This window comes from Thermodesulforhabdaceae bacterium, from assembly GCA_037482015.1.
GTDB lineage: Bacteria > Desulfobacterota > Syntrophobacteria > Syntrophobacterales > Thermodesulforhabdaceae > JAOACS01.
The window spans coordinates 57,185-77,563 of sequence record JBBFKT010000005.1 but is presented as its reverse complement, the minus strand read 5'-3'; the positions used below and the strand labels follow the sequence as shown (position 1 = coordinate 77,563).

Annotated in this window: 17 protein-coding genes; 9 read left to right on the top strand and 8 right to left on the bottom strand. The window is 43.3% G+C overall.

Annotated elements, in window-relative coordinates:
- Window positions 1-75: 75 nt before the first annotated feature.
- The 5 genes from WHS38_07605 to WHS38_07585 form a co-directional block, all read right to left on the bottom strand.
- Window positions 76-1,464: a S41 family peptidase gene (locus WHS38_07605; GenBank protein ID MEJ5300838.1), complete on the bottom strand. Its 1,389-nt coding sequence runs from the start codon at window positions 1,462-1,464 to the stop codon at window positions 76-78.
- A gap of 9 nt (window positions 1,465-1,473) precedes the next feature.
- The gene (locus tag WHS38_07600) at window positions 1,474-2,556 is read right to left on the bottom strand and encodes a peptidoglycan DD-metalloendopeptidase family protein (GenBank protein ID MEJ5300837.1); all 1,083 of its coding nucleotides are present in this window, start codon (window positions 2,554-2,556) and stop codon (window positions 1,474-1,476) included.
- Complete coding sequence (locus tag WHS38_07595) at window positions 2,544-3,470, bottom strand: FtsX-like permease family protein (protein ID MEJ5300836.1); 927 nt, start codon at window positions 3,468-3,470, stop codon at window positions 2,544-2,546. The genes WHS38_07600 and WHS38_07595 overlap by 13 nt, the downstream gene beginning before the upstream one ends.
- Complete coding sequence (locus tag WHS38_07590; protein MEJ5300835.1) at window positions 3,467-4,165, bottom strand: ATP-binding cassette domain-containing protein; 699 nt, start codon at window positions 4,163-4,165, stop codon at window positions 3,467-3,469. The genes WHS38_07595 and WHS38_07590 overlap by 4 nt, the downstream gene beginning before the upstream one ends.
- A gap of 561 nt (window positions 4,166-4,726) precedes the next feature.
- Window positions 4,727-6,403 (bottom strand): sensor domain-containing diguanylate cyclase, encoded by a 1,677-nt coding sequence (locus WHS38_07585; protein ID MEJ5300834.1) that lies wholly within the window; start codon window positions 6,401-6,403, stop codon window positions 4,727-4,729.
- 567 nt (window positions 6,404-6,970) lie between these two features.
- On the opposite strand from WHS38_07585, the gene WHS38_07580 reads away from it, so the two are divergent.
- From WHS38_07580 to WHS38_07545, 8 genes are all read left to right on the top strand, one after another.
- Window positions 6,971-7,699, top strand: coding sequence for a hypothetical protein (locus WHS38_07580; GenBank protein ID MEJ5300833.1), 729 nt, complete (start codon window positions 6,971-6,973; stop codon window positions 7,697-7,699).
- Between the two features lie 286 nt (window positions 7,700-7,985).
- Window positions 7,986-8,522, top strand: coding sequence for a hypothetical protein (locus WHS38_07575; GenBank protein ID MEJ5300832.1), 537 nt, complete (start codon window positions 7,986-7,988; stop codon window positions 8,520-8,522).
- A 15-nt stretch (window positions 8,523-8,537) separates the two neighbouring features.
- Complete coding sequence (gene mutS / locus WHS38_07570; protein MEJ5300831.1) at window positions 8,538-11,216, top strand: DNA mismatch repair protein MutS; 2,679 nt, start codon at window positions 8,538-8,540, stop codon at window positions 11,214-11,216.
- Complete coding sequence (locus WHS38_07565; protein ID MEJ5300830.1) at window positions 11,213-12,589, top strand: N-acetylmuramoyl-L-alanine amidase; 1,377 nt, start codon at window positions 11,213-11,215, stop codon at window positions 12,587-12,589. Before mutS ends, WHS38_07565 begins: the two co-directional genes overlap by 4 nt.
- A 48-nt stretch (window positions 12,590-12,637) precedes the next feature.
- Window positions 12,638-14,692 carry a ribonuclease R family protein gene (locus WHS38_07560; GenBank protein MEJ5300829.1) on the top strand — a complete coding sequence of 685 codons (2,055 nt, stop codon included), beginning with the start codon at window positions 12,638-12,640 and terminating at the stop codon, window positions 14,690-14,692.
- Between the two features lie 48 nt (window positions 14,693-14,740).
- The gene (locus WHS38_07555; GenBank protein ID MEJ5300828.1) at window positions 14,741-16,120 is read left to right on the top strand and encodes a dipeptidase; all 1,380 of its coding nucleotides are present in this window, start codon (window positions 14,741-14,743) and stop codon (window positions 16,118-16,120) included.
- Between the two features lie 379 nt (window positions 16,121-16,499).
- Entirely contained in the window at window positions 16,500-16,781 is a 282-nt protein-coding gene (locus WHS38_07550; protein MEJ5300827.1) for a DUF4258 domain-containing protein, read from the top strand.
- A complete protein-coding gene (locus tag WHS38_07545; protein MEJ5300826.1) occupies window positions 16,763-16,984 on the top strand; it encodes a DUF2283 domain-containing protein in 222 nt (73 codons plus the stop codon). The genes WHS38_07550 and WHS38_07545 overlap by 19 nt, the downstream gene beginning before the upstream one ends.
- 224 nt (window positions 16,985-17,208) lie before the next feature.
- Here the strand turns inward: WHS38_07545 and WHS38_07540 are convergent, their stop codons facing one another.
- Genes WHS38_07540 through WHS38_07530 form a run of 3 tightly spaced genes read right to left on the bottom strand, consistent with a single transcriptional unit; the run spans window position 17,209 to window position 19,513 of the window.
- Complete coding sequence (locus tag WHS38_07540) at window positions 17,209-17,706, bottom strand: rubrerythrin family protein (GenBank protein ID MEJ5300825.1); 498 nt, start codon at window positions 17,704-17,706, stop codon at window positions 17,209-17,211.
- Between the two features lie 15 nt (window positions 17,707-17,721).
- Entirely contained in the window at window positions 17,722-18,549 is an 828-nt protein-coding gene (gene panB, locus WHS38_07535; GenBank protein MEJ5300824.1) for a 3-methyl-2-oxobutanoate hydroxymethyltransferase, read from the bottom strand.
- Window positions 18,550-18,574: 25 nt separating this feature from the next.
- The gene (locus WHS38_07530; GenBank protein ID MEJ5300823.1) at window positions 18,575-19,513 is read right to left on the bottom strand and encodes a 2-dehydropantoate 2-reductase; all 939 of its coding nucleotides are present in this window, start codon (window positions 19,511-19,513) and stop codon (window positions 18,575-18,577) included.
- 321 nt (window positions 19,514-19,834) lie between these two features.
- Here WHS38_07530 and WHS38_07525 point away from each other — a divergent pair, with 321 nt between their 5' ends.
- Entirely contained in the window at window positions 19,835-20,353 is a 519-nt protein-coding gene (locus WHS38_07525) for a chemotaxis protein CheW (GenBank protein MEJ5300822.1), read from the top strand.
- Window positions 20,354-20,379: the final 26 nt, after the last annotated feature.

Here is a 20,379-nt window from a genome sequence, read left to right as displayed (position 1 = left end):
TAGACGCAACTAACCATATAATTATGCGGAACTCTTTTTAAACGAGGGGCGAAAGATTTTCGCCCCTGAGTTATTTTAAGGCTTAGCGAGAATGGTCAAACCTTTTAGGAGATCAAGCGCTCTTTGAAGTTGATTGTCCTGAGCAAGTATTTTTTGAACTTCTTCTGACTGTTTATCTTTGCTATCTGCTGCAGGAGCACCTCCCTGTGAACTATCTTTCTTAAAACTACGCTCACCTTTTTTGGGCACCACTTCACCCTCACCAGCGTTCTCCATATGTCTGGGCAGATCCTTTTCTTTTATGGAAAAACGACTTTTAGATTGATCCACAGCCGCTACTTTTTCCTCTCTAGGCACATAAATATCCGGCTGGATGCCCTTTGCCTGGATTGAACGCCCAGAAGGTGTATAGTAAAGAGCCGTTGTAAGCCGCACGGCAGATCCATCTTCAAGAGGTATTACGGTCTGAACAGAACCTTTACCAAAGGTAGGCTCACCAAGGATCAGTGCCACTTTATGGTCTTGAAGAGCTCCAGCAACTATTTCCGATGCGCTTGCACTGCCTCCATTGACTATAACTATGATGGGGTATTTGTGCACTTTGTCCTTTTTGTGAGCCTCAAACTTCATCTGCTGTTCTTCTTTCCTTCCCTTAGTATAAACGATCAACCCGCTATCTATGAATTCGTCGCTAACCTGAACAGCCTGATCTAAAAGTCCGCCGGGATTATTACGCAAATCGAGGATTAACCCTTTAAGGGGTTTGTTCTCATTTTCCAGGGCATCAAGAGCCTTGCGAAGTTGCTGAGAAGTATCGCTTTGAAAGCTGGCTATCCTTACGTAGCCAAAACCGGGCTCAAGAGTGCGGTATTTAACGCTTTGAATATGGATTAAAGCTCGCACCAGTTCGAACTCTAATGGCTTTGTCTCACCTTCACGAATAATGGTGACTCGCACCTTCGTCCCCTCAGGACCTCTCAGTCTCTTAACTGCTTCGGTTATGCTCATATCCTTTGTTGATTCACCATCTATCTTGATAATCTGATCGTTTGCCCTTATACCCGCCTTATCTGCGGGGGTACCTTCAATGGGAGAAACAACCGTAAGCACTCCATCTCTAACCGTAATCTCAATACCGATACCACCGAAAGTTCCACGGGTTTCTACCTGAAGTTCCTTGTATTCATCAGGGTTCATATAGGTCGAATGGGGATCTAGAGACTGGAGCATACCTTTTATTGCTCCTTGAATCAGCTTGGCGTCATCAACCGGTTCCACATATTGATCTTCCACCAAGTTAAGAACTTCGCTGAACAGCTTAAGTTGCTTAAAAATGGTGTCTGTCCTGTTTTTTTCTTTTTTTTCTTCGGAGCAATAAGCAGTAATGCTTTGAAAAACCCCCCACACTCCCAGAAGCACTACCAAGCTAATAATTGCTATAAAACTTTTTTTGCCCTTTTTCATACCCGTGAATTACTCTCCTTTCTTTTCATTAGTCTTGAGGGCGAACCATTGTATAACATCCAACGGTTTCCCATTATGCCTCCACTCAAAATAAATACCGCTTTCACCTAATATCTCTGACTGAGCAACATCTCCGATCACATCACCTCGCATTACTCGACCACCTTCCTGGACTCGTAAAGATCCAAGATACGTCGTTACACTAAAATAATGATTCCCGTGATCAATTATCACCGTCCTTCCAAACTCTCGAAACCACCCCGCAAACATTACCCGTCCATCAGCAACCGCTCGAACAGGGGTTCCCTCTCGAGCTTTTATAAAGACACCTTTACTATACACCAAAGGGATCGAATCTACATCTTTTTTTAATTCCACACTGGACTCCACAACACCATCTACTGGAATGATAAGTTTAGGCAGCTTTTGCTGTGGTAAAGATGCTTGTGATGGGGGTATCTCACTGAAGAACAATCCTAACGAACTGTCTTCACTATGTTCAAGAGTTCCACGCTTTTTTAGAATATCTCTACTTACCGACACAAGACGCTGAAGGTTTTTTCTAAAAGATGATTCAGCCTCCACCATTTCCCGTAAATTTCTTTCCAAAACTTTCTCTAAGCGATCGAGTTCTTCCATTTGCGCCCTACAGGTAGCCTGCCTTCTGAGGCTGTCTTCAATGACCGCCCGTAAAGCCATCTCGGCATTCCACCAGGCTTTCTCATAGACTATATTCTGTTCCGCCATAAGACGCCTAAAGGCTATCACTCGTTGAAGTTTTATTAAGTTCTCGGTGGCAGATTTTCTAGCATAAGACAACTCTCTTTCAAGCTGATCGTAAGCTTTCTTGTTTTCTTGAAGAGCTCGAGCAATTTCCCTTTTTCTTTTTTCACTTTCGTTAACCAATTTTGCCATTTCATCAACTGCTTTTTCTTCCTGTGACGACAACTCTGCTTGTCTTTGCGATTGAGCATAGGCTGAATCACAACAAGTAAGGAAAACCACGATAAACATCGACAAAACCAGACAGGAAAATGGTAAGGTTGAACCATCCCGGCAAAGATGAACCAATTTTGAGTTCAATCGCTCCATATCCAGTCTGTCCTGCTTGATACAACCCAATTTCTTTTAAGAACCCACTCTACAGTGACAAACACAATAAAGATTACCAAAACAAGAGTGATAATGGAAAATCCAAAAAGAGTCCCATAAGAAGGGAGGCAATTCTGTTCGGTTCCGAAAAAATGCTCTAAGTGTTGCCAGTATTTTTTAAGTCTATAAAGCAAAAAAAGCGACAGGGTCCATGCTATAGCAATCATTGGAAGTGCCTGCATATAACAGGCAAGACGTTTGAAAGAAGGTGAAGCCCCCAGAAGATCCCACAAATAGATTTCTTTCATCCGACGATAAAAAGAAAGTCTATAAAGCAAGAAAAGCATTACCAACATTAGAAGCAATAAAAAGGCGGTCAAAGTTATCATGGAATGCCTGACAAAACTAAACCAATTTCTTGCTTCAACTGCCAATGCTATACCAGAATAGACACTATCGACAGCCGGATCGGCTCCAAGGCTATCTACGAAAGCCTGGCACTTCTGGGGATGATCGAGACATTTCCCGCTTAAGATAATCTCTACATAACCGGTCACCTCTGATAGATCTCCCAGAGAAAATCCCTGTCCAAAGCTTTTTGCAAGTCCCTCCACTTCCTTTGCAATCTCTTTTCCGGACACTTCTCTGACAGATTCACACCACGCAGACGATCTAATTGTTTCGAGAACTTTCTGTCGATCTTGCACCGATGTTTTCATTTTCCACGAAACCATAACCACAGCTCGATTAGCCCATGGGGGCATCAAACAAGCTTCAATCCCCTTACTACCCAAAGCAAGAGGTCCCGCAAGGCAGGCAAGAGTTATACACAAAATGGCTGTAATAAAAATTAATGGTTCACCAACAATATCTTGATAAACTCGCTGAAATATAACTCCCCACGGAATTTTCACAGCGCCTTTTCTTCCTTTCTCACTGGAACAGCTTCTACAATATTTCGGTTATGAATCATAACAATTTTGACTCCATCGACCCACAATGGCAGGCGGCGATCGTGTGTGGCTACGATTAGAGTTTGTCCTCGTTTATGAAATGCTGAAAAAAGCTTTAATATTCGCTTGGCATGATCATCGTCAAGATTACCGGTTGGTTCATCAGCAAGTATTAACATAGGACTGTGGACTATAGCCCGTCCAATAGCTACCAACTGTCTCTCTCCCCCCGAAAGAAAACGACACTTTGTTTTTCTTTTCAATTCAAGGTCAATTAATCGTAAAACAGCCGAAACTCGTTTCTGGATTTCTTCCTTTGAGAATCCAATAACAACTAAAGGAAGAGCAATATTTTCTTCGACCGATAGATCCATAAGAAGCCTAAAATCCTGAAAAACTATTCCTATATGGCGTCTCCACTGATGAATTTTATTGGGATAGAGTTTCTTCAGGTTTTTACCAGCTACAAGGACAGTCCCCTTATCGAAAGTTTCTTGTCCCGAAATGACTTTTATAAGGGTTGTCTTACCGGAACCACTGGATCCCAGAAGAAATAGAAAATCCCCCGCATGAAGGGAAAAGTTCACATCCTCGAAAATCCAATTTCCCCCAGGATATCGCTTATAAAGATTCTCCGCGTATACGATTGCGTCCATCACCGCTTCATAACTTTCTTTGTAAGTTGCTACCAAAAACGCTTAGCAAATAACAATTTTTAATTTACACTATTTATTTAAGCTTATACAATGTCCAACAAAAAGTACTCGATAATTCCGCCTTGTTGGGGATGTTTTAAAATTGCGATTTATGGTATAAATTTGTGGATGAACTCTAAGAAACAGTGGGGCAAATAAAAGGTTTAATATTGGGAGGGATGTTAAAATTAGGAAAACTAAGCTTTATTGATGGTGTTCTAAAAAAATCCGTAAGAATTGTAGGGGCGACGCATGCGTCGCCCCTACAGTTATGTGGTGAATCATATATTGAGGTCGTTTTTAGCCACCTGAGTCTGGGAAGGTCTTCCAAGCTGAGTTTTGTCCCTGCCTTTTCTATGTTTCGCCAACTCATAAGAGAAGTTTTAGAACATCCTCTCTCTATGGGTTCGCTCCCAAATTGAAAGAGATCATCCCCACAATGGAAAAGGAATTTGACCAGGAAAACGCTATAACAGACAACTTCACTAAGTAGGTCTACAGGACTTTTTGTAATGAGAACCACTAGGCAAGCACTACCTGGTTCTTGCCTCTTCCTTTGGCAGCATACAGGGCGGCATCAGCCCTAGCAAGAGTCCTTTCCCCGTCCTCGCCATCCTTCCAGGATGCGACCCCGCAACTGAGGGTCACGGAGACATTGGCATGGGAATCGGTCACGGGAGACATAGCCACCATCTGGCGCACTCTCTCCATAGCCTGAACAGCCCCCAAGCCATTGGTCTCAGGCAGGATCACCGCAAACTCCTCTCCACCAATCCGGGCCGCTCGGTCAACTGCCCGCAATGTTTGACGCAGGATCCTGGCAACAGCCACCAGCACCGCATCCCCCACACTGTGTCCGTAAGTGTCGTTCACGCCCTTGAAGTTATCAATGTCCAGCATAGCCACACACAGTGGTCGGGCAAACCGCTTCGCCCGATTCACCTCATCGGCAAGAAGCTCAAAAAATCGGCGGCGATTTGCCAGCCCGGTGAGGGCATCAGTGGTAGCCATCTCCTGAAGTCTGATCTCTGCTAAGCGGCGTTCCGTAATATCTGCTACTGCCCCATGGATACGGGTCACCACACCACTTTCATCACGGTTACGAACCAAAAACACTGAGACCCAGCGATTCTCGCCCTTTTGAGTCCGCAATCGGAGATCCAGTTTCAACGGATTTTTTTCACCAGAACCCTGCGCCATACCGTGCAGGAGACGATCCCGGTCGTCGGGGTGGATATGCTTAAAAAAAAGCTCAAACTGCGGTGCAACAGCGTTGGGCATATAACCTAAAATCCGGTACAGTTCATCGGACCAAAAATCTGTACCCAGGGCGATGTTGTGCTCAAAACTTCCCACATGTGCAAGCTCTTGGGCTTCGGATAATAGTTCTGCTGTCCTTTTGATCTCTTCTTCTAAGATTCTTCTACGAGTCTCATCGTAAGCTGCAACGACGACACCGCTAATGGTCCCATCTTCTTCACGGGAAGGATAATAGGTAACCTGCATATATCGTCTGCCCATTCCAGCCATCTGGAACCAGGCTTCATATTGGACCGTATCACCAGCAAGACATTTATCTAAATTGGGTTTGACTAGTTTTTCAAAGGCATTCTTTCCCAGAATCTCCTGGACTTTATGTCCTTCTATCTCTTCTCTTTTTCGTGCATGGTAGAGTAAATATGCATCATTTACCAGTAAATATGTATAATTGCGATCTACAAGACTGATAAGGAACGGGGATGATGATATGACCCTTTCGTAACGTTTAAGAGTCAACTCGGCTAATTTGCGCTGAGTGATGGGGATGTGGGACACAACGGCACCTTGGATCTGGCCGTCCTGCATCCACGGCCGGACGTGCATCAAAAACCAGCGCTTTTCCATGGGAGAATGGCACGGATACTCCAGGTAGAATTCCTTTAAATTTCCGGAAATAATCTCCCGGATACCATGGGCCGCCCGGCTAGCTTCATCGCAATCCCTACCACTAGCCGTATCACACACCTCGAGATAGTTAGTTCCCACGATCTTTTCCACGTCCCCACCATTGGCAGACACAAAACGGCGCCAGGCATCATTGACGTCCACTATAATGCCATTTCGGTCCAGTACGGCCACGTGTTCCGCAAGGCTATCGAATACTGCCCGCAGCGCAGCCAACTCCTGGCTCACATCCAAACAAACACTACGATCGTCCATAGGCTCCCCTCGCTCGTTGAAACAATATAGTTAAACCCCTGGAATGTTACTTTTCTTTCCTTTCATCATCCCCATACATGGCTCAATTCTACGTATCTACAAAGTTCAAGTAAATAAAAACAATCGCTTTGCATTTTTACACAGTGTTTAGCCAAGTATCTCTGCAGGGAAAAAGGCTTTACTGAATTTAGAAACGGTTTCTCCGAATCCTGGCAAGCTTTTCTGGCTATATCTTCGTTTGAAGTGTTCCCAAAAGTGAGACACCAATTATGTAGCACTTTAAAGGCATAAATAAGGATACAAAATGTATGAGACCTAATAAGTTTTCATTTGACCAGATAATCAAGATCATTGCATAAGCAGATCTGCCTGGCATTTCTATACGCTCTACACTTTTGGGGGCATGCCATAGGGGCAGGTTCTTAACCTGCCCCTACAATAATAATGATTCCGTTATAGGGAAATGTAAGGGGGTTTTTAGAACACCCTCCCACAAGACTTGAATTTTTGAGTTTTAGCGTATAATCTTAAAGCAAAATACATTTTGAAACAGAAGGAAATAGCTAAATGCCGGTAAGTGTTAGTTTCATTAAGGAACTGGACACAGTAGATCCTAAACTGCGCAGAGTTCTTCTTGCAATGCTGGAAGAGCTCGAAAGGCAAAGGGAGGAGTCTGTAACAAAAAAGGAATTTCTCGAACTTAAGGAGATTGTGCGAGAACTTGGCAAAACAGTTCAAGAATTAGCTGTCGCACAGAAACGCACTGAAGAAAGACTAAATGAACTGGCGGAAGCCCAAAAGAAAACTGAACAGCGACTTGAGGCTTTAGCAAAGAGAGTAGATGAACTGGCGGAAGCTCAGAAAAAAACCGAGATTGAAGTTGCAAAACTTGCTTCGTCCGTTGATATTCTTCGTCACCAGGTTGGAGGGCTTTCAAGAAGCATGGCTTTTGACCTAGAAAACCAGGCATATCGAAAGCTGCCAGAGTTTTTGAAGGTGAATTACGGAATAGAAGTAACAGACCGTCTCATTCGCACTCACATCGGCGATTTGGAAACAAATGTTTTTGGCAAGGCTATTCGTGAAGGTAAAGAACTCTACTTAGTTGGGGATGCTGTGTTGAAACTTGACGATATATCTAAAATTTCTCAGGTATGGGATCAAGTTGAAGCAGTGAAGAATGAGTTTGGGGGAGAAGTCGTCCCGATAATAATAACCCATTTTGCAAAACCAAACGTTATGGAAAAGGCTAAACGGATAGGCATCATAGTGGTTCAGAGTTTTGAGTGGTTATAAAAAAGCAAGAGATTTTCCCAAAACCTTTTCCTGGAATAGCAAAAACGCCCAGATTTAATTAGGGGCTAGAAATTTTCTGTCCCTTTAACTTTTTTACGTAAATCGCAGAAAGCGATAGTTCATCAAGAGACCATCCCCCTCCCGTAACCAGATACTAAACGATGGACTTTCCTAACAGCATGTCGTAAATCTAGTCGGAAACGATGGCGGGGTTATCTTGCTTTCGTATTCATCCATGCTGTATTAAAGATAAAAAAGCAACAATGTTAAGGAGGAATAGAGAAATATGGCTGAAATAAAGAGCACCATAGAACTTGTCATGGAACGCACAAAGCATCTCATAATGAGCAGTGAAGAAAAGGAACGTCAGCAGGCTATGGATGTCATAGAAAAAATTCCGGGGCATATACAAAAATTTCTGGATAGATCCATCTCCGAAGAAGCCGTCATATCTGCCTACAGAGAAATTCCCGAAGCTTATCGTAAAGAAGCAAGGAAGAAGGTCTTAGAAGCCACGCTAGAACGAATCGACTTAGAAACGGCACCTTCTATATTCGCGTTACTTCAAAAACTTCTTGGAGAAAAAGATCCTTTGACGCATCAGATCCTGGAACTCCGTGAAATCCAGCATAAGTATGGAGAAAAAGCTGAAAAACTTAAAGAAGAAATAAACCTCAAAATTACAGCCCGACTTGCAGAAAAAAATATAAGCGGAGATGCAGTTTTCGTAATCCCAGAAGAAACGCCAGCTTTCATGTCTCTCACTAAAGACTACGAAAGAAGATGGAACAACCTAAAACAGCAGATACTTTCATCCTGCTAGGAGTTCTTTACGGAGATGGAAGAGCGAGCCCAAGAAATAGCGACATTTCTTACTCCGATGATGCAACAGTATCTTGCTATAAAATCTCAGTACCCTGATGCTCTCCTTTTATACCGAATTGGCGATTTCTACGAACTCTTTATGGACGACGCCATTACAGCATCTCGCATACTCAATATTGCTCTTACATCCAGAGACAAAAACAGTGAAAACGCCGTGCCCATGTGCGGAGTTCCGCATCATGCTTCCGAACAATACATTGCTCGACTTGTATCCGCAGGATACAAAGTGGCTATTTGCGAACAGGTTGAAGACCCAAAGATAGCAAAGGGGATAGTAAAACGAGAAGTCGTTCGAGTTATAACCCCGGGTCTGATAGTAGAAGAACAGAACCTTACAGCAAAGCTCCCTAATTACCTCTGTGCCATAGCTCACAATAGCCGCACATGGGGTATCGCTTTCATGGATGTATCAACAGGGGAATTCAGAGCAGTTGAAGTATCGAAAATCGAAGAACTTCTGGAAGAGATCCACAGAATTGAACCAAAAGAACTTCTTATACCTGAAAACTTCAACGAAGCAGCACTGGAAGAAATAAAAACAACTCTTCAGACTTCGATACAAACCCTTCCACCAGAATACTTTGATGAAGAATTATCCCGAGAACGCCTTTGCCGTATTTTCTCGGTATATTCCCTTGAAAGTTTTGGTCTGGATGGATTTTCTGCCGCCATAGGTGCGGCGGGAGCCGCTGTGCGTTATGCCGAAGACAATCGCCTTCCTCTTTCTCATCTGAAAAGCCTCACTCCCTATAACCGCTCCGATTTTATGACACTGGACGAAAACACCGAAAAACATCTTGAAATATTTTATTCCCAAAGCTTCAGAAGCCGTAAAGGATCTCTAATTGAAATCATTGACCGCACTTGCACGGCCATGGGTGGAAGGATGCTCAACCGATGGCTCCGCTATCCTCTTGTCAAAAAATCCGATATTCTTGACCGTCAAAATGCAGTAGAAGAGTTGGTTCGAAATCCTCAGCTACTGCGGGAACTTCGTCACCAACTCGAAGCTATTGGCGACCTTGAAAGAATCATAAGCCGTATAACAGTTGGATCAGCAACCCCGAGAGACATCCAAAATCTTAAAACGTCCCTTTTGCCTCTTCCAGTTATTCGTGATCTTATAGATTCATGTAACAGCGCCCTTTTTAGACGAACAAAAGATCAATGGGATAATCTCCAGGATGTCGTATCTCTGATAGATTCAATACTTGTTGACAATCCTCCCCTTAATTGGTCTTCCCACTCCATAATCAAAGAAGGCGTAGATCCTCAACTGGACGAATATCGTCAAATAGCGAAAGACAGTAAAGGATGGCTACTAAAGTTTGAACAGCAAGAACGGGCAAAAACGGGGCTTTCCTCTCTAAAAATCAAATACAACAAGGTATTTGGCTACTTTATTGAACTTTCGAAAACTCAGGCAACTTATGCACCTCCTAACTATTACCGAAAGCAGACCCTTACAAACGCAGAACGGTTTATAACCGAAGAATTGAAAGAGTTTGAAACTAAAGTGCTTGAAGCAGAATACAGGCGTCAGGAAATTGAACGAGAATATTTCGAAAGACTAAAAGCTGAGATCCTATCTTACCAGGATCGTATTCATAAAATGGCAAACCTTATCGCTACCGTAGATTGCATTGCATCGTTTGCTGAGTTAGCCATCACTGAAAGATATTCCAAGCCTATACTTACCACTGACGGGTCAATCATCATCAAAGAAGGAAGACATCCTGTTGTTGAAAAGTATCTTCCCAGAGGTTCTTTCGTGCCCAATGACATCGAACTTAACATGACCGACCAGCAGATCTTGATTATTACAGGTCCCAATATGGCGGGAAAATCTACAATCCTGCGGCAAACAGCTCTTATTGTGTTACTTGCTCATGTAGGAAGCTTTGTCCCGGCTCGGGCAGCAACCATAGGACTTGTGGATCGTATCTTTACTCGTATTGGTACTTCCGATGATCTGGCAAGAGGACGCTCCACCTTTTTGGTCGAAATGCAGGAAGTAGCTTCAATACTTCATCGAGTAACCCCCAAAAGCCTTGTTATACTGGACGAAATCGGAAGGGGAACAAGCACTTACGACGGCATGAGCATAGCTCAGGCTGTAATTGAATACCTGCACGATGTTCAAAATGCCGGCGTAAAAACTCTCTGTGCCACTCATTACCACGAGCTTACAGAGCTGGCGGAACGTCTTCCGCGAGTTAAAAATTTCAGCGTAGCAGTAAAGGAATGGCGAGATCAGGTCGTATTCGCCCATCGATTGGTTCCAGGAAAGATTAACAAAAGTTACGGCATTCATGTGGCAAAGCTGGCAGGTCTTCCAGAAAGTATCATAAAGAGAGCCCAGGTCATTCTTAGAGAACTCGAAGACCATCATACTTTGAAAGAACCACAATCCAAAGCTGAACCAGAACAACAAACAGGGGAATTTGAAAAAGTTTATCCCAGAACAGTCAAAAAACCAAAAGCTGGCTTTCAGCTTCCTATCATGGCTCTAAGCGAAGAATGGCTTAAACAGGAACTCTTAGCCCTGGATCTTGACCGTATAACCCCTCTTGCCGCTCTTCAAATACTTTACGCAATACAAGAACGGTTAAAAAAGGAAAAAGGGTCATGACAGGACTTCCTCGAATCGCTGTCGTATTGCTGATAACAATTTCGCTTATGTGTGGAACATCTCAAGGGGCGAGTGAGCTTTCACCTCCCAGGTCGTTACACTATCTTAAAGATGTGACTTTCACCAAGACTTCCGATTCAGCTAAGCTTGTTCTTTCTTTCGACGCTCCGGTCACTTACCAGATCTCCGAGCAAAGCCATGGCAAAAGAGGCAAAAAATTGACTATTTTGATCCAAAACTGCGTGATAAATCCACGGATTGAACGCATTGGACCAGACAGGAATTTTATCGCTTCATTGAATGCAACAAGCCGCTATAATGCCAGATCCGGGATGTCAGCCCTTATAACTATTTCTTCCTATCGAGAAGTCGGCTTTAGCTGGTCCGAGACACCAAATCCCTTTCGAATTGTCGTGACAATGGTTAAAAAAGAACCACCTTCGCCTAAAATTACAGGCGATCAGTCGCTGGCAACTTCTAATAACAAAGTAATTTCTCCCGAAAAGGTTGGCTTTTTATCCACCCCTGAAGGGAAACCAACAAGGTCCGATCCATCTGACAAAGTCAAGAGAAGCATGCTCATAGTTATAGACCCGGGTCACGGTGGAAAGGACAAGGGAGCTACCGGTTTTGGCGGTGTCTATGAAAAGGACCTTACTCTTATAATGGCTCGTTCTTTAAAACGTATCATTGAAGAGACTTTACCCGACGTAAAGGTTGAACTCACACGATACCGTGATGAATATCTATCGCTTGAACAAAGAGTAAAATTAGCCAACTCTCTCAAGGCAGATCTCTTTGTCTCCCTTCACTTCAACGCCCACGAAAATCCTTCTGTGAGAGGTATTGAAACTTACTACCTGAATATCTCTCAGGATAAGGAAGCGGCTCGAGTCGCCGCCATAGAAAATGCCGTTCTAAAAAAGAAAATGTCCGACCTCGAAGCAATCCTTCAGGATCTTCTAAAAGCCAGTTCCATAGCCGAATCGGCAAAACTTGCTCGAGCAATGCATGGACAAATGATGGAAGCTTTGAAACCATCCTTTCCTGACGTTAAAGATTTGGGGGTTAAGAGCGCACCTTTTTATGTGCTCTTTGGAATTACCATGCCTGGTGTTTTAATAGAGGCTGGCTTCATCAGCAACAAAGAAGAACTAAATATGATTAGATCTCCCGAGTTCACTCAGGCTGTTGCAAAAAGCATTCTTCAGGGAGTAAAACTATATGCGCAAGAAATAAACCGAGACAATCTGGAAAGAGAAGGTAGAGTTGTTAAGAAAAAAGAGTCTGCGGAAGTTCCACAGGAAAAAGAACGTAAGGACAAACTAGAAAAGCCATTGACTAGAGAATCTCTTCAAAACCCAGGTCCTTAATTAACAATGAAAGATACGGGGCATGCCTTCATGAGGTGGTGTAAATAAATGCGAGAACAGCAAGAACTTATCTGCGGAACAGTGGTTGAGTTTTTCAATGAAAAGAATATCTGCACGGGAGTGGTACTGGGCACAAAAGGGCAAAGACTATTTGTCCTTTCTGAACAAAACAGGGAAATGAACATCTCCCAGAACCGCATTATGGAAACTATTGGTCCAGTTCTGGATGCAAAGGAAGATAGAGACAAACTCGTAACAAGGCTTAAAGAAATCAGTGAAAAGAGGCGAGAACTCGCTCACCAAATCAACATTGAAGAACTATGGGAACTGCTTGAAGAGGAAGGCGGAAGCTATTCTCTCAAAGCACTAGCCAGCTTTATTTTTACCGAACCTGACCACCACCAGCTTGCAGCCCTGGAGCGAGCCCTTATTGCCGATCGATTTCATTTCCAAAACAAAGACAGCCTTTACATACCAAGATCTAAAGAAAATGTGGAGCACCTAAAGTTTCAGGCGGAGCAGGAAGTCAGAAGAGAACTAATGTTACAGTCAGGAAGCCTGTGGCTTAAAGAAGTTTGGAAAAGCGAATCCGAACCTTCCTCCCACCGTGACTTTTCTGAAGAACAGCAAGACATTATTGAAAAGCTCAAAGACTTCGCCGTAACCGGAAATGAATCGGAACATTTGAATACAATAAAAGAACTTTTCAAAAGAGCGGATCTTAATGTTGACCCACAGGTAGCTTTTCGCCTTCTGGTTAGCCTTGGAGTGTGGAAGGCCGACGAAAATTTATTGATACACAAGTTTGGCATCCCTCGTTACTTTCCTCCTGAAGTGATTTCTTATGCTGAAGACTTGGTTAAGAAAAAAGGCTCCTCAGAACCCAATGTAACGGTAGATCCTCTGGATGAGCACCGTGAAGACTTGAGGCATCTATGGACGGTGTCCATAGATAGTGAAGAAACCAAAGATATTGATGATGCTATCTCACTAGAAGAACTTGATTCCGGGCTATTTCGTATCGGAATTCACATCACAGATGTGGCGGCTTATATTGAACAGGGTGATCCTCTGGACGCTGAAGCGAGAACTCGCATGACCTCAATATATTTACCCGACGAAAAAATTCCCATGCTCCCGCCCATCATTTCAGAAAATCTCTGTAGCCTGATAGCCCACGAAAACAAACGAGCTATCACTTTCTTCATCACCGTGGATCATCACGGCTCCGTTTTGGAAACTCGAATAACGCCCTCATTCATTCAAGTAAAGGAGAGACTAACCTACGAAGAAGTCAACGAAAGGCTCAATCTTGGCGACGAACGTCTTAATTTTCTTCACAAAGTGACAAGCGTTCTTAGAGAAGAACGGAAAGGCCATGGCGCCATTATTCTTCACGTGCCCGAAGTGTATGCTATGGTTGATGATCAGGGGTTAATACACCTAAAAAAATACAGTCAAGAAGAACCTAGCCAGACAATTGTTTCTGAGTGCATGATTGCAGCGAACGCTATGGCGGCAAAATTTTTCGCGGAACATGACATCCCTGCCCTGTATCGAACTCAGGGAGAAGCCAAGCAGGAAGATGAATCTTACGGAGATAATGTGCATCCTCTGTTTGTTCTCCTTCGGCAGAGACGACTTTTTGCCAGAGCCGAACTCTCTACAACACCAGAACGACACTGTAACCTTGGAGTAGAATACTACTCCAGCATCACATCCCCTATTCGAAGATACATGGACCTTGTGCTTCAAAGACAGTTTAGATCTTACTTTTTAGGACAACATCCAGCTTACACCATGGACGAACTCGAAACCATCATCACTGAAATGAACGACATCATCCCTAAAGCCTTTCAGATCACTCGACGATGGAACCGATACTGGCTCCTCCGTTATATTGAACAAGAAAGCATTCGTGAAACATCTGCGCTGATACTGGATTACAACGACCGAAGCGTTCACGTAGTTCTACCGGATTTTATGCTGGAAACTTTCATTCCCAAAAAGGCTTTTAGATCTCTAGCTCTCGGGCAAATTGTGCCTGTAAAAATTGATAAAGTCCGCCCAAGAGAAGAAACGGTAGCGGTTATTCCGCAATGATCAGACAAAGCACATGCAAGCAGGAACTTTACGAACGAAGGAGCAATCATGGAAGATAAAATTTTGAAAGCGATCGATTTAAACCTTGATAAATTCATAGGAGAACTTTGCGAATTCCTTAGAATTCCCAGCATAAGTGCTAAATCTGAACACCGAGCCGATATTCTTAACGCCGCTCAATGGCTAAAAAATAAGCTTGACTCTCTGGGTATGAAAACCAACATTTATCAAACTAAGGGGCATCCCATCCTTTTTGCTTCGCTGTGCCAATATTCTGACCGTCCGACTCTTATGATCTACGGACATTATGATGTCCAACCTGAGGATCCACTGGAGGAGTGGGAAACCCCACCATTTGAACCATCAATCCGTAACGGTTTAATCTACGCTCGAGGAGCAACGGACGATAAGGGACAGTTATTTACCTGGATTAAGGCTCTGGAGACAGTAAAAGAAGTAACAGGTAACATCCCTATTAATGTAAAAATCCTCATAGAAGGTGAGGAAGAAATAGGAAGTCCCAACCTTCACGGTTTTATTCTGGAACATAAAGAACTTCTTTCTGCAGATACTATAGCTATATCTGATGGGTCAAAGTACTCCCACGACATTCCAGCTATAACCTACGGGCTCAGGGGTCTTTCTTACCTGGAAGTCGAAGTAGTAGGACCACGGATTGACCTCCATTCGGGAAGCTACGGTGGAATCGTTAGAAACCCGATAAACACTCTGGTTCAACTCCTAGCTCAACTTAAAGACGATAAAGGACGCATAACCATACCAGGGTTTTATGATGACGTGTTGCCCCTAGAACCCTGGGAACGTGAAGAAATGGCTAGACTTGCCATAAATGAAGACGAACTCAAGTCATACCTTGGGGTGGATGAACTTTTTGGCGAAGAAGGCTATTCTGCCCTGGAACGTAAAGCCGCTCGCCCCACTCTTGATATAAACGGCATATGGGGTGGATATCAGGGAGAAGGAGCGAAAACGGTTATTCCATCCAGAGCGGGAGCAAAGTTAAGCATGAGGCTTGTGCCTAATCAGTCCTCAAAGCGAATAGACTCTCTTGTTACCGATTTTCTCGTAAAAAAAGCGCCATCAGGAGTGAAAGTCTCTGTAAAATCCCTCCACGGTACAGATCCAGTAATAGTCCCGAGAGACCTACCCGAGGTTGATGCAGCCAAAAGGGCTCTTCAAAAAGGATTTGGTCGGGAGCCCGTGTTCATTCGCGAAGGAGGATCAATACCCGTGGTTTCTACGTTCAAAGAACTTCTCGGTATAAACTCAATACTTTTACTTGGATGGGGCAATCCTGACGATGGTCCTCATGGCCCTAATGAACACTTTGCTGTAGAAAACTTCAGAAACGGCACAAGAGCGGCGGCTATCTTTCTTGAAGAGCTGGCTATTACGCGATCTTCTTAAACCATTCTCTGTTCTTTCCGCAGTTTGGACACGTTTCCGGTAAATCTCCGCGTCCTCTATTCAGACATTCAGACGCAGTGGCTTCATACATAGTAAATCGTCATTCTTTCGGAGATCACGTGATCGAGGGCGTATTTGCAAAGCCTGTGGCGAAAACTCCACTTCGGTAGGATTTTTTGATAAAGTGAAGTATGTCAAATACAGATAAAGTTTTAAAAAAATTTCTGCTCCCTCTTCCCCATCCTACATTGCTTCTACTCCCTCGTTGAGCTGTTATTTCAAAAAATCATCCTCAACAGATTATGCTTATGCAAAAATTACGCGATGCTTTGCTTCCAAAACTTGTTTTTGATAAGTTAAGGGTGGTGGAGATACGAAATTGAAACTTTCAAAACACGCGAAATTAAAAATTGAAGAAAGAAGAATTGATTTGGAGAATATAGAGAAAGTACTTAAAAATGCTGAACTCATATTTTATGACATCATCTCAAAAAGCTTTGTTTCAATTGGAAAAATTAAAATTGGAGAAATGGAAACAAATTTAATTGTGGTGCACAAAAAAGAAGATGATGAAATAAAAATAATAACTGCTTATCCATGTAAAAATATAGATAAAGAAATTAAAAGGAAGGAGAGATTGAAATGGATAAGAATAAAATAAAAGTCTGGTACGATGATGAGATGGATATACTTTATGTTTCCTTGAAAGAAGGACCTGCGCTTGATTCAGAGGAAATAGCGGAAGACCTGCGTGTTGAGTATGGAAAAGAAAGGGAAATTTTAGGAGTGGAAATTCATAACATCACAAAAATGGTTGCAAAGTCTTTGGCTTCTCAACTAAAAGAAGCGATAAAAGAAGTATGATAATAGTGAAAAGATATGAACGCACAACTTACCGAAGACTACATGGTCGAACAGGCAGCTATAAATTGGTTTAAGGAACTGATGGACAATCCCCCCACAGTCCCCTCTCCATAATACCCTTACTCGCCAGGAGGAAAGCCTCTTCTTACCCCTTGGGAGCGAATGGAAGCCCAACTGCCATATTGCTAATGGCCAAAAGTTTAGCCACTATTCAATAACTACTACTATTCGATCTTCTTAAACCATTCTCTGCTCTTTCCGCAGTTTGGACACGTTTCCGGTAAAAACCCGTCCTCTATCCAGCCGCAGTGGGTGCATACATGGTAAACCGTCATTCTCTCCGAGATCACATGATCGAGAGCGTATTTGTAAAGCTTGGCATGCCGTTCATCAGCATTCCTTGCCGCAGTAAACCACCATATAGCCGCTTTATCTTCATCCTGCCACGCCTGTTTTATCATGTCGGGATAGGCAAGTTCGCTTGCAAAAGTCTCATTCTCAAATGATCTTTTGAGATTTTCTTCAGTTGATCCTACATCTTCCAAAAGAGAAAAATAGTTTCTTGCATGCACAGCTTCCGCCTCTGCCACAGCTCGAAAGAGCAGAGCTATTTGGGGATAGCCTTCTTCTTCAGCCTTTTTCGCAAAGCTAAGCAATCTAAAGTAGGCTTTGCTTTCCCCAACAAAAGCAACTTCCAGGTTTTTACGGGTTTGAGTCTTCATCGAGGTCAATTCCCTTTACTCCAATTTTTTCAGTTCGTCTTCAGGCATGCTAAAGCTATGTTCCGGGCCCGGGAAAATACCTTCTTCAATTTCACGTCTGTATTGTTCCAGAACTTCAACGATTTTTTGTCCCAGATGAACATACTGCTTAACGAAGCGAGGAACGAAACGATCGAAAAGTCCCACCATGTCGTGAAACACAAGAACCTGCCCATCACACTTAGAACCAGCTCCAATTCCAATGGTAGGAACAGGAACAGCTTCGGTTATGCGTTCAGCAATTGGTGCTGGTATAAGTTCCAGAACAATGCTAAAACAGCCCGCATCGGCAAGAGCAAGAGCGTCATCTATAAGCCGCTTTGCTGTTTCTGCATTTTTACCTTGAACTTTGAATCCCCCGAGTTGAGCAATACTCTGGGGAGTAAGCCCCAGATGCCCCTGAACGGGTATACCTGCTTTAACAATAGCCCTAACCTGCTCGATTACTGATGCTCCTCCCTCAAGCTTCACCGCTTGAGCTCGTCCCTCTTTCAAAAATCTTCCCGCATTGATAACCGCCTGTTCAACGCTAGCCTGATAGGACATAAAAGGCATATCACCTATTACGAGAGCTCGTTTAACTGCACGAGTCACAGCCCGAGTATGATGTATCATCTCATCCATTCCCACCGATAGCGTATCTTCATGACCTAGCATGACCATTGCCAGAGAGTCTCCCACCAGAATCATGTCAATACCACTCCGATCTATCCACACGGCGGTGGCATAATCGTAAGCGGTTACCATAGTTAGTTTTCTTTGGCCTTTGGCGGCCATAACGTCGGGAACCGTAACTTTCTTCATCGACATGCTCCCCTAAGGTTTGTGTTTACTCGCCAGCACCATATCCAAGCTCAAGGGTTTTAACAAGCTGCACAAGTGTCCAGTTAACTGGGGTAGAAATGCCATACTCCTGCCCCAAGTTAACTATAGCTCCATTTATGGCGTCAATTTCTGTGCGATGCTTACGATCTACATCTTGCCCCATGGAAGATCGATTCCGTCCCGTAGATTGAGCAACTTTGAGCACATGATCTTCAATATCATCTCGCACTGGAATCCCAAGCTTTTTAGCCACACCAACTGCTTCTCTAACAGCTTGTCTTGAGAGTTCGCTAGCGGGTTTGAAACGATACACTCCTTCATTCAAAATACCCGTAAGAGCGGTGATAGCGTTAATACCTACGTTAACAAGAAGCTTTTCCCAGATGAGAGTTTTTACATCGTTTCTTACGTAAGCTTCCAGACCGGCTTTATTAAACATATCAACAACCGGTTCGACAATGGCTGTATTTTCCTGTTTCCAGGGACCAATAAAAGTGGGGCCTGTTCCTCCATGGCGAATCACACCTGGTTCAAGTAAGGTAGCCCCCTGGGCTGTGGTTCCTACGATGAGCCGTTCTGAGCCAAATATGTTCTCTAAGATTTCGGGATTGCCAAGACCATTCTGGAGCGTAAGAATAAGAGTTTCATGACTCAGAGCAGGACTCAAAACGGCACGTTCAGCGGCAACCCGGGTAGCATAGCTCTTAACCGTGAATATGAAAATATCGCAGGGATCTTTCAAATATACCGGATCAACGTATGCACCTTTAGGAAAAAAAGTCCTTTCTTGCCCGTTAATTTCTCGCACCACAATTCCTTGCGAAAGAAGCTGTTCTACAAGACTAGGTTTTATGTCGCAGAAATAGACTTCTTCACCTGCTTCTATAAACCTGGCGCCCAAAAGACCACCTATAGCACCAGTGCCTATAATAAAAATTTTCATTACATTCCCCTCCTCAAATGACTAACCGGTCTTTTATAGGCTACACTTTCTAAATTCGGCATAACAAGAAAAAAATCTAGTAACAATAAACAACTTCTTGACCTGCAAAGTTCGTTTTTCGTATTTTGAAAACAAACCATTTGTAAGTCTTCAGGATGGCATGCATCACTTGGCAAAATAGTATCCTTAGCCTTAGGTGAGGCTGTCATCCTGGAAAATAAAATCTTCGAGGAATCTCTGGCTATATTGGTTTCTCATACGTGAGAGATTCCTCGAATGCTAGTTCAGGGGTGACAGTAAAAATTAAAAGGAGGTCTAGTTATGGTCTCATCGGCAGCTCAGGCGCTTGAAAGAACAGAAGCAACAGCAAAAAGAGCTAAGCCGGGAAAATACTTAACCTTCCGGCTTGGTGAAGAAGAATATGGTATCGAAATTCTCAAAGTTAAAGAAATTATCGGCATGATGCCAATCACCCCTATCCCTCAAACCCCCGAATACATCAAAGGCGTTATTAACCTTAGAGGCAAAGTCATTCCGGTAATTGATCTGAGGCTAAGATTCCGAATGCCAGAAGTTCCATACACTGAGCGAACCTGTATCATTGTGGTGGAAGTCAAAGTAGCCAATGAACCCATATCGATAGGCATTGTGGTCGATGCGGTCTCGGAAGTTTCTCAAATTAAAGAAGAAGATATTGAAGCGACCCCATCCTTTGGCACATCGCTAGACACAAACTACATACTGGGCATGGCAAAAACAGACAATTCGGTAAAAATCTTACTTGATATTGACCAAGTTCTCACCCAGGAAGAACTGGAGTCTCTGGAAAAATCTTTTTAGCATGCTTCCATAGCTTTATAGGGGCG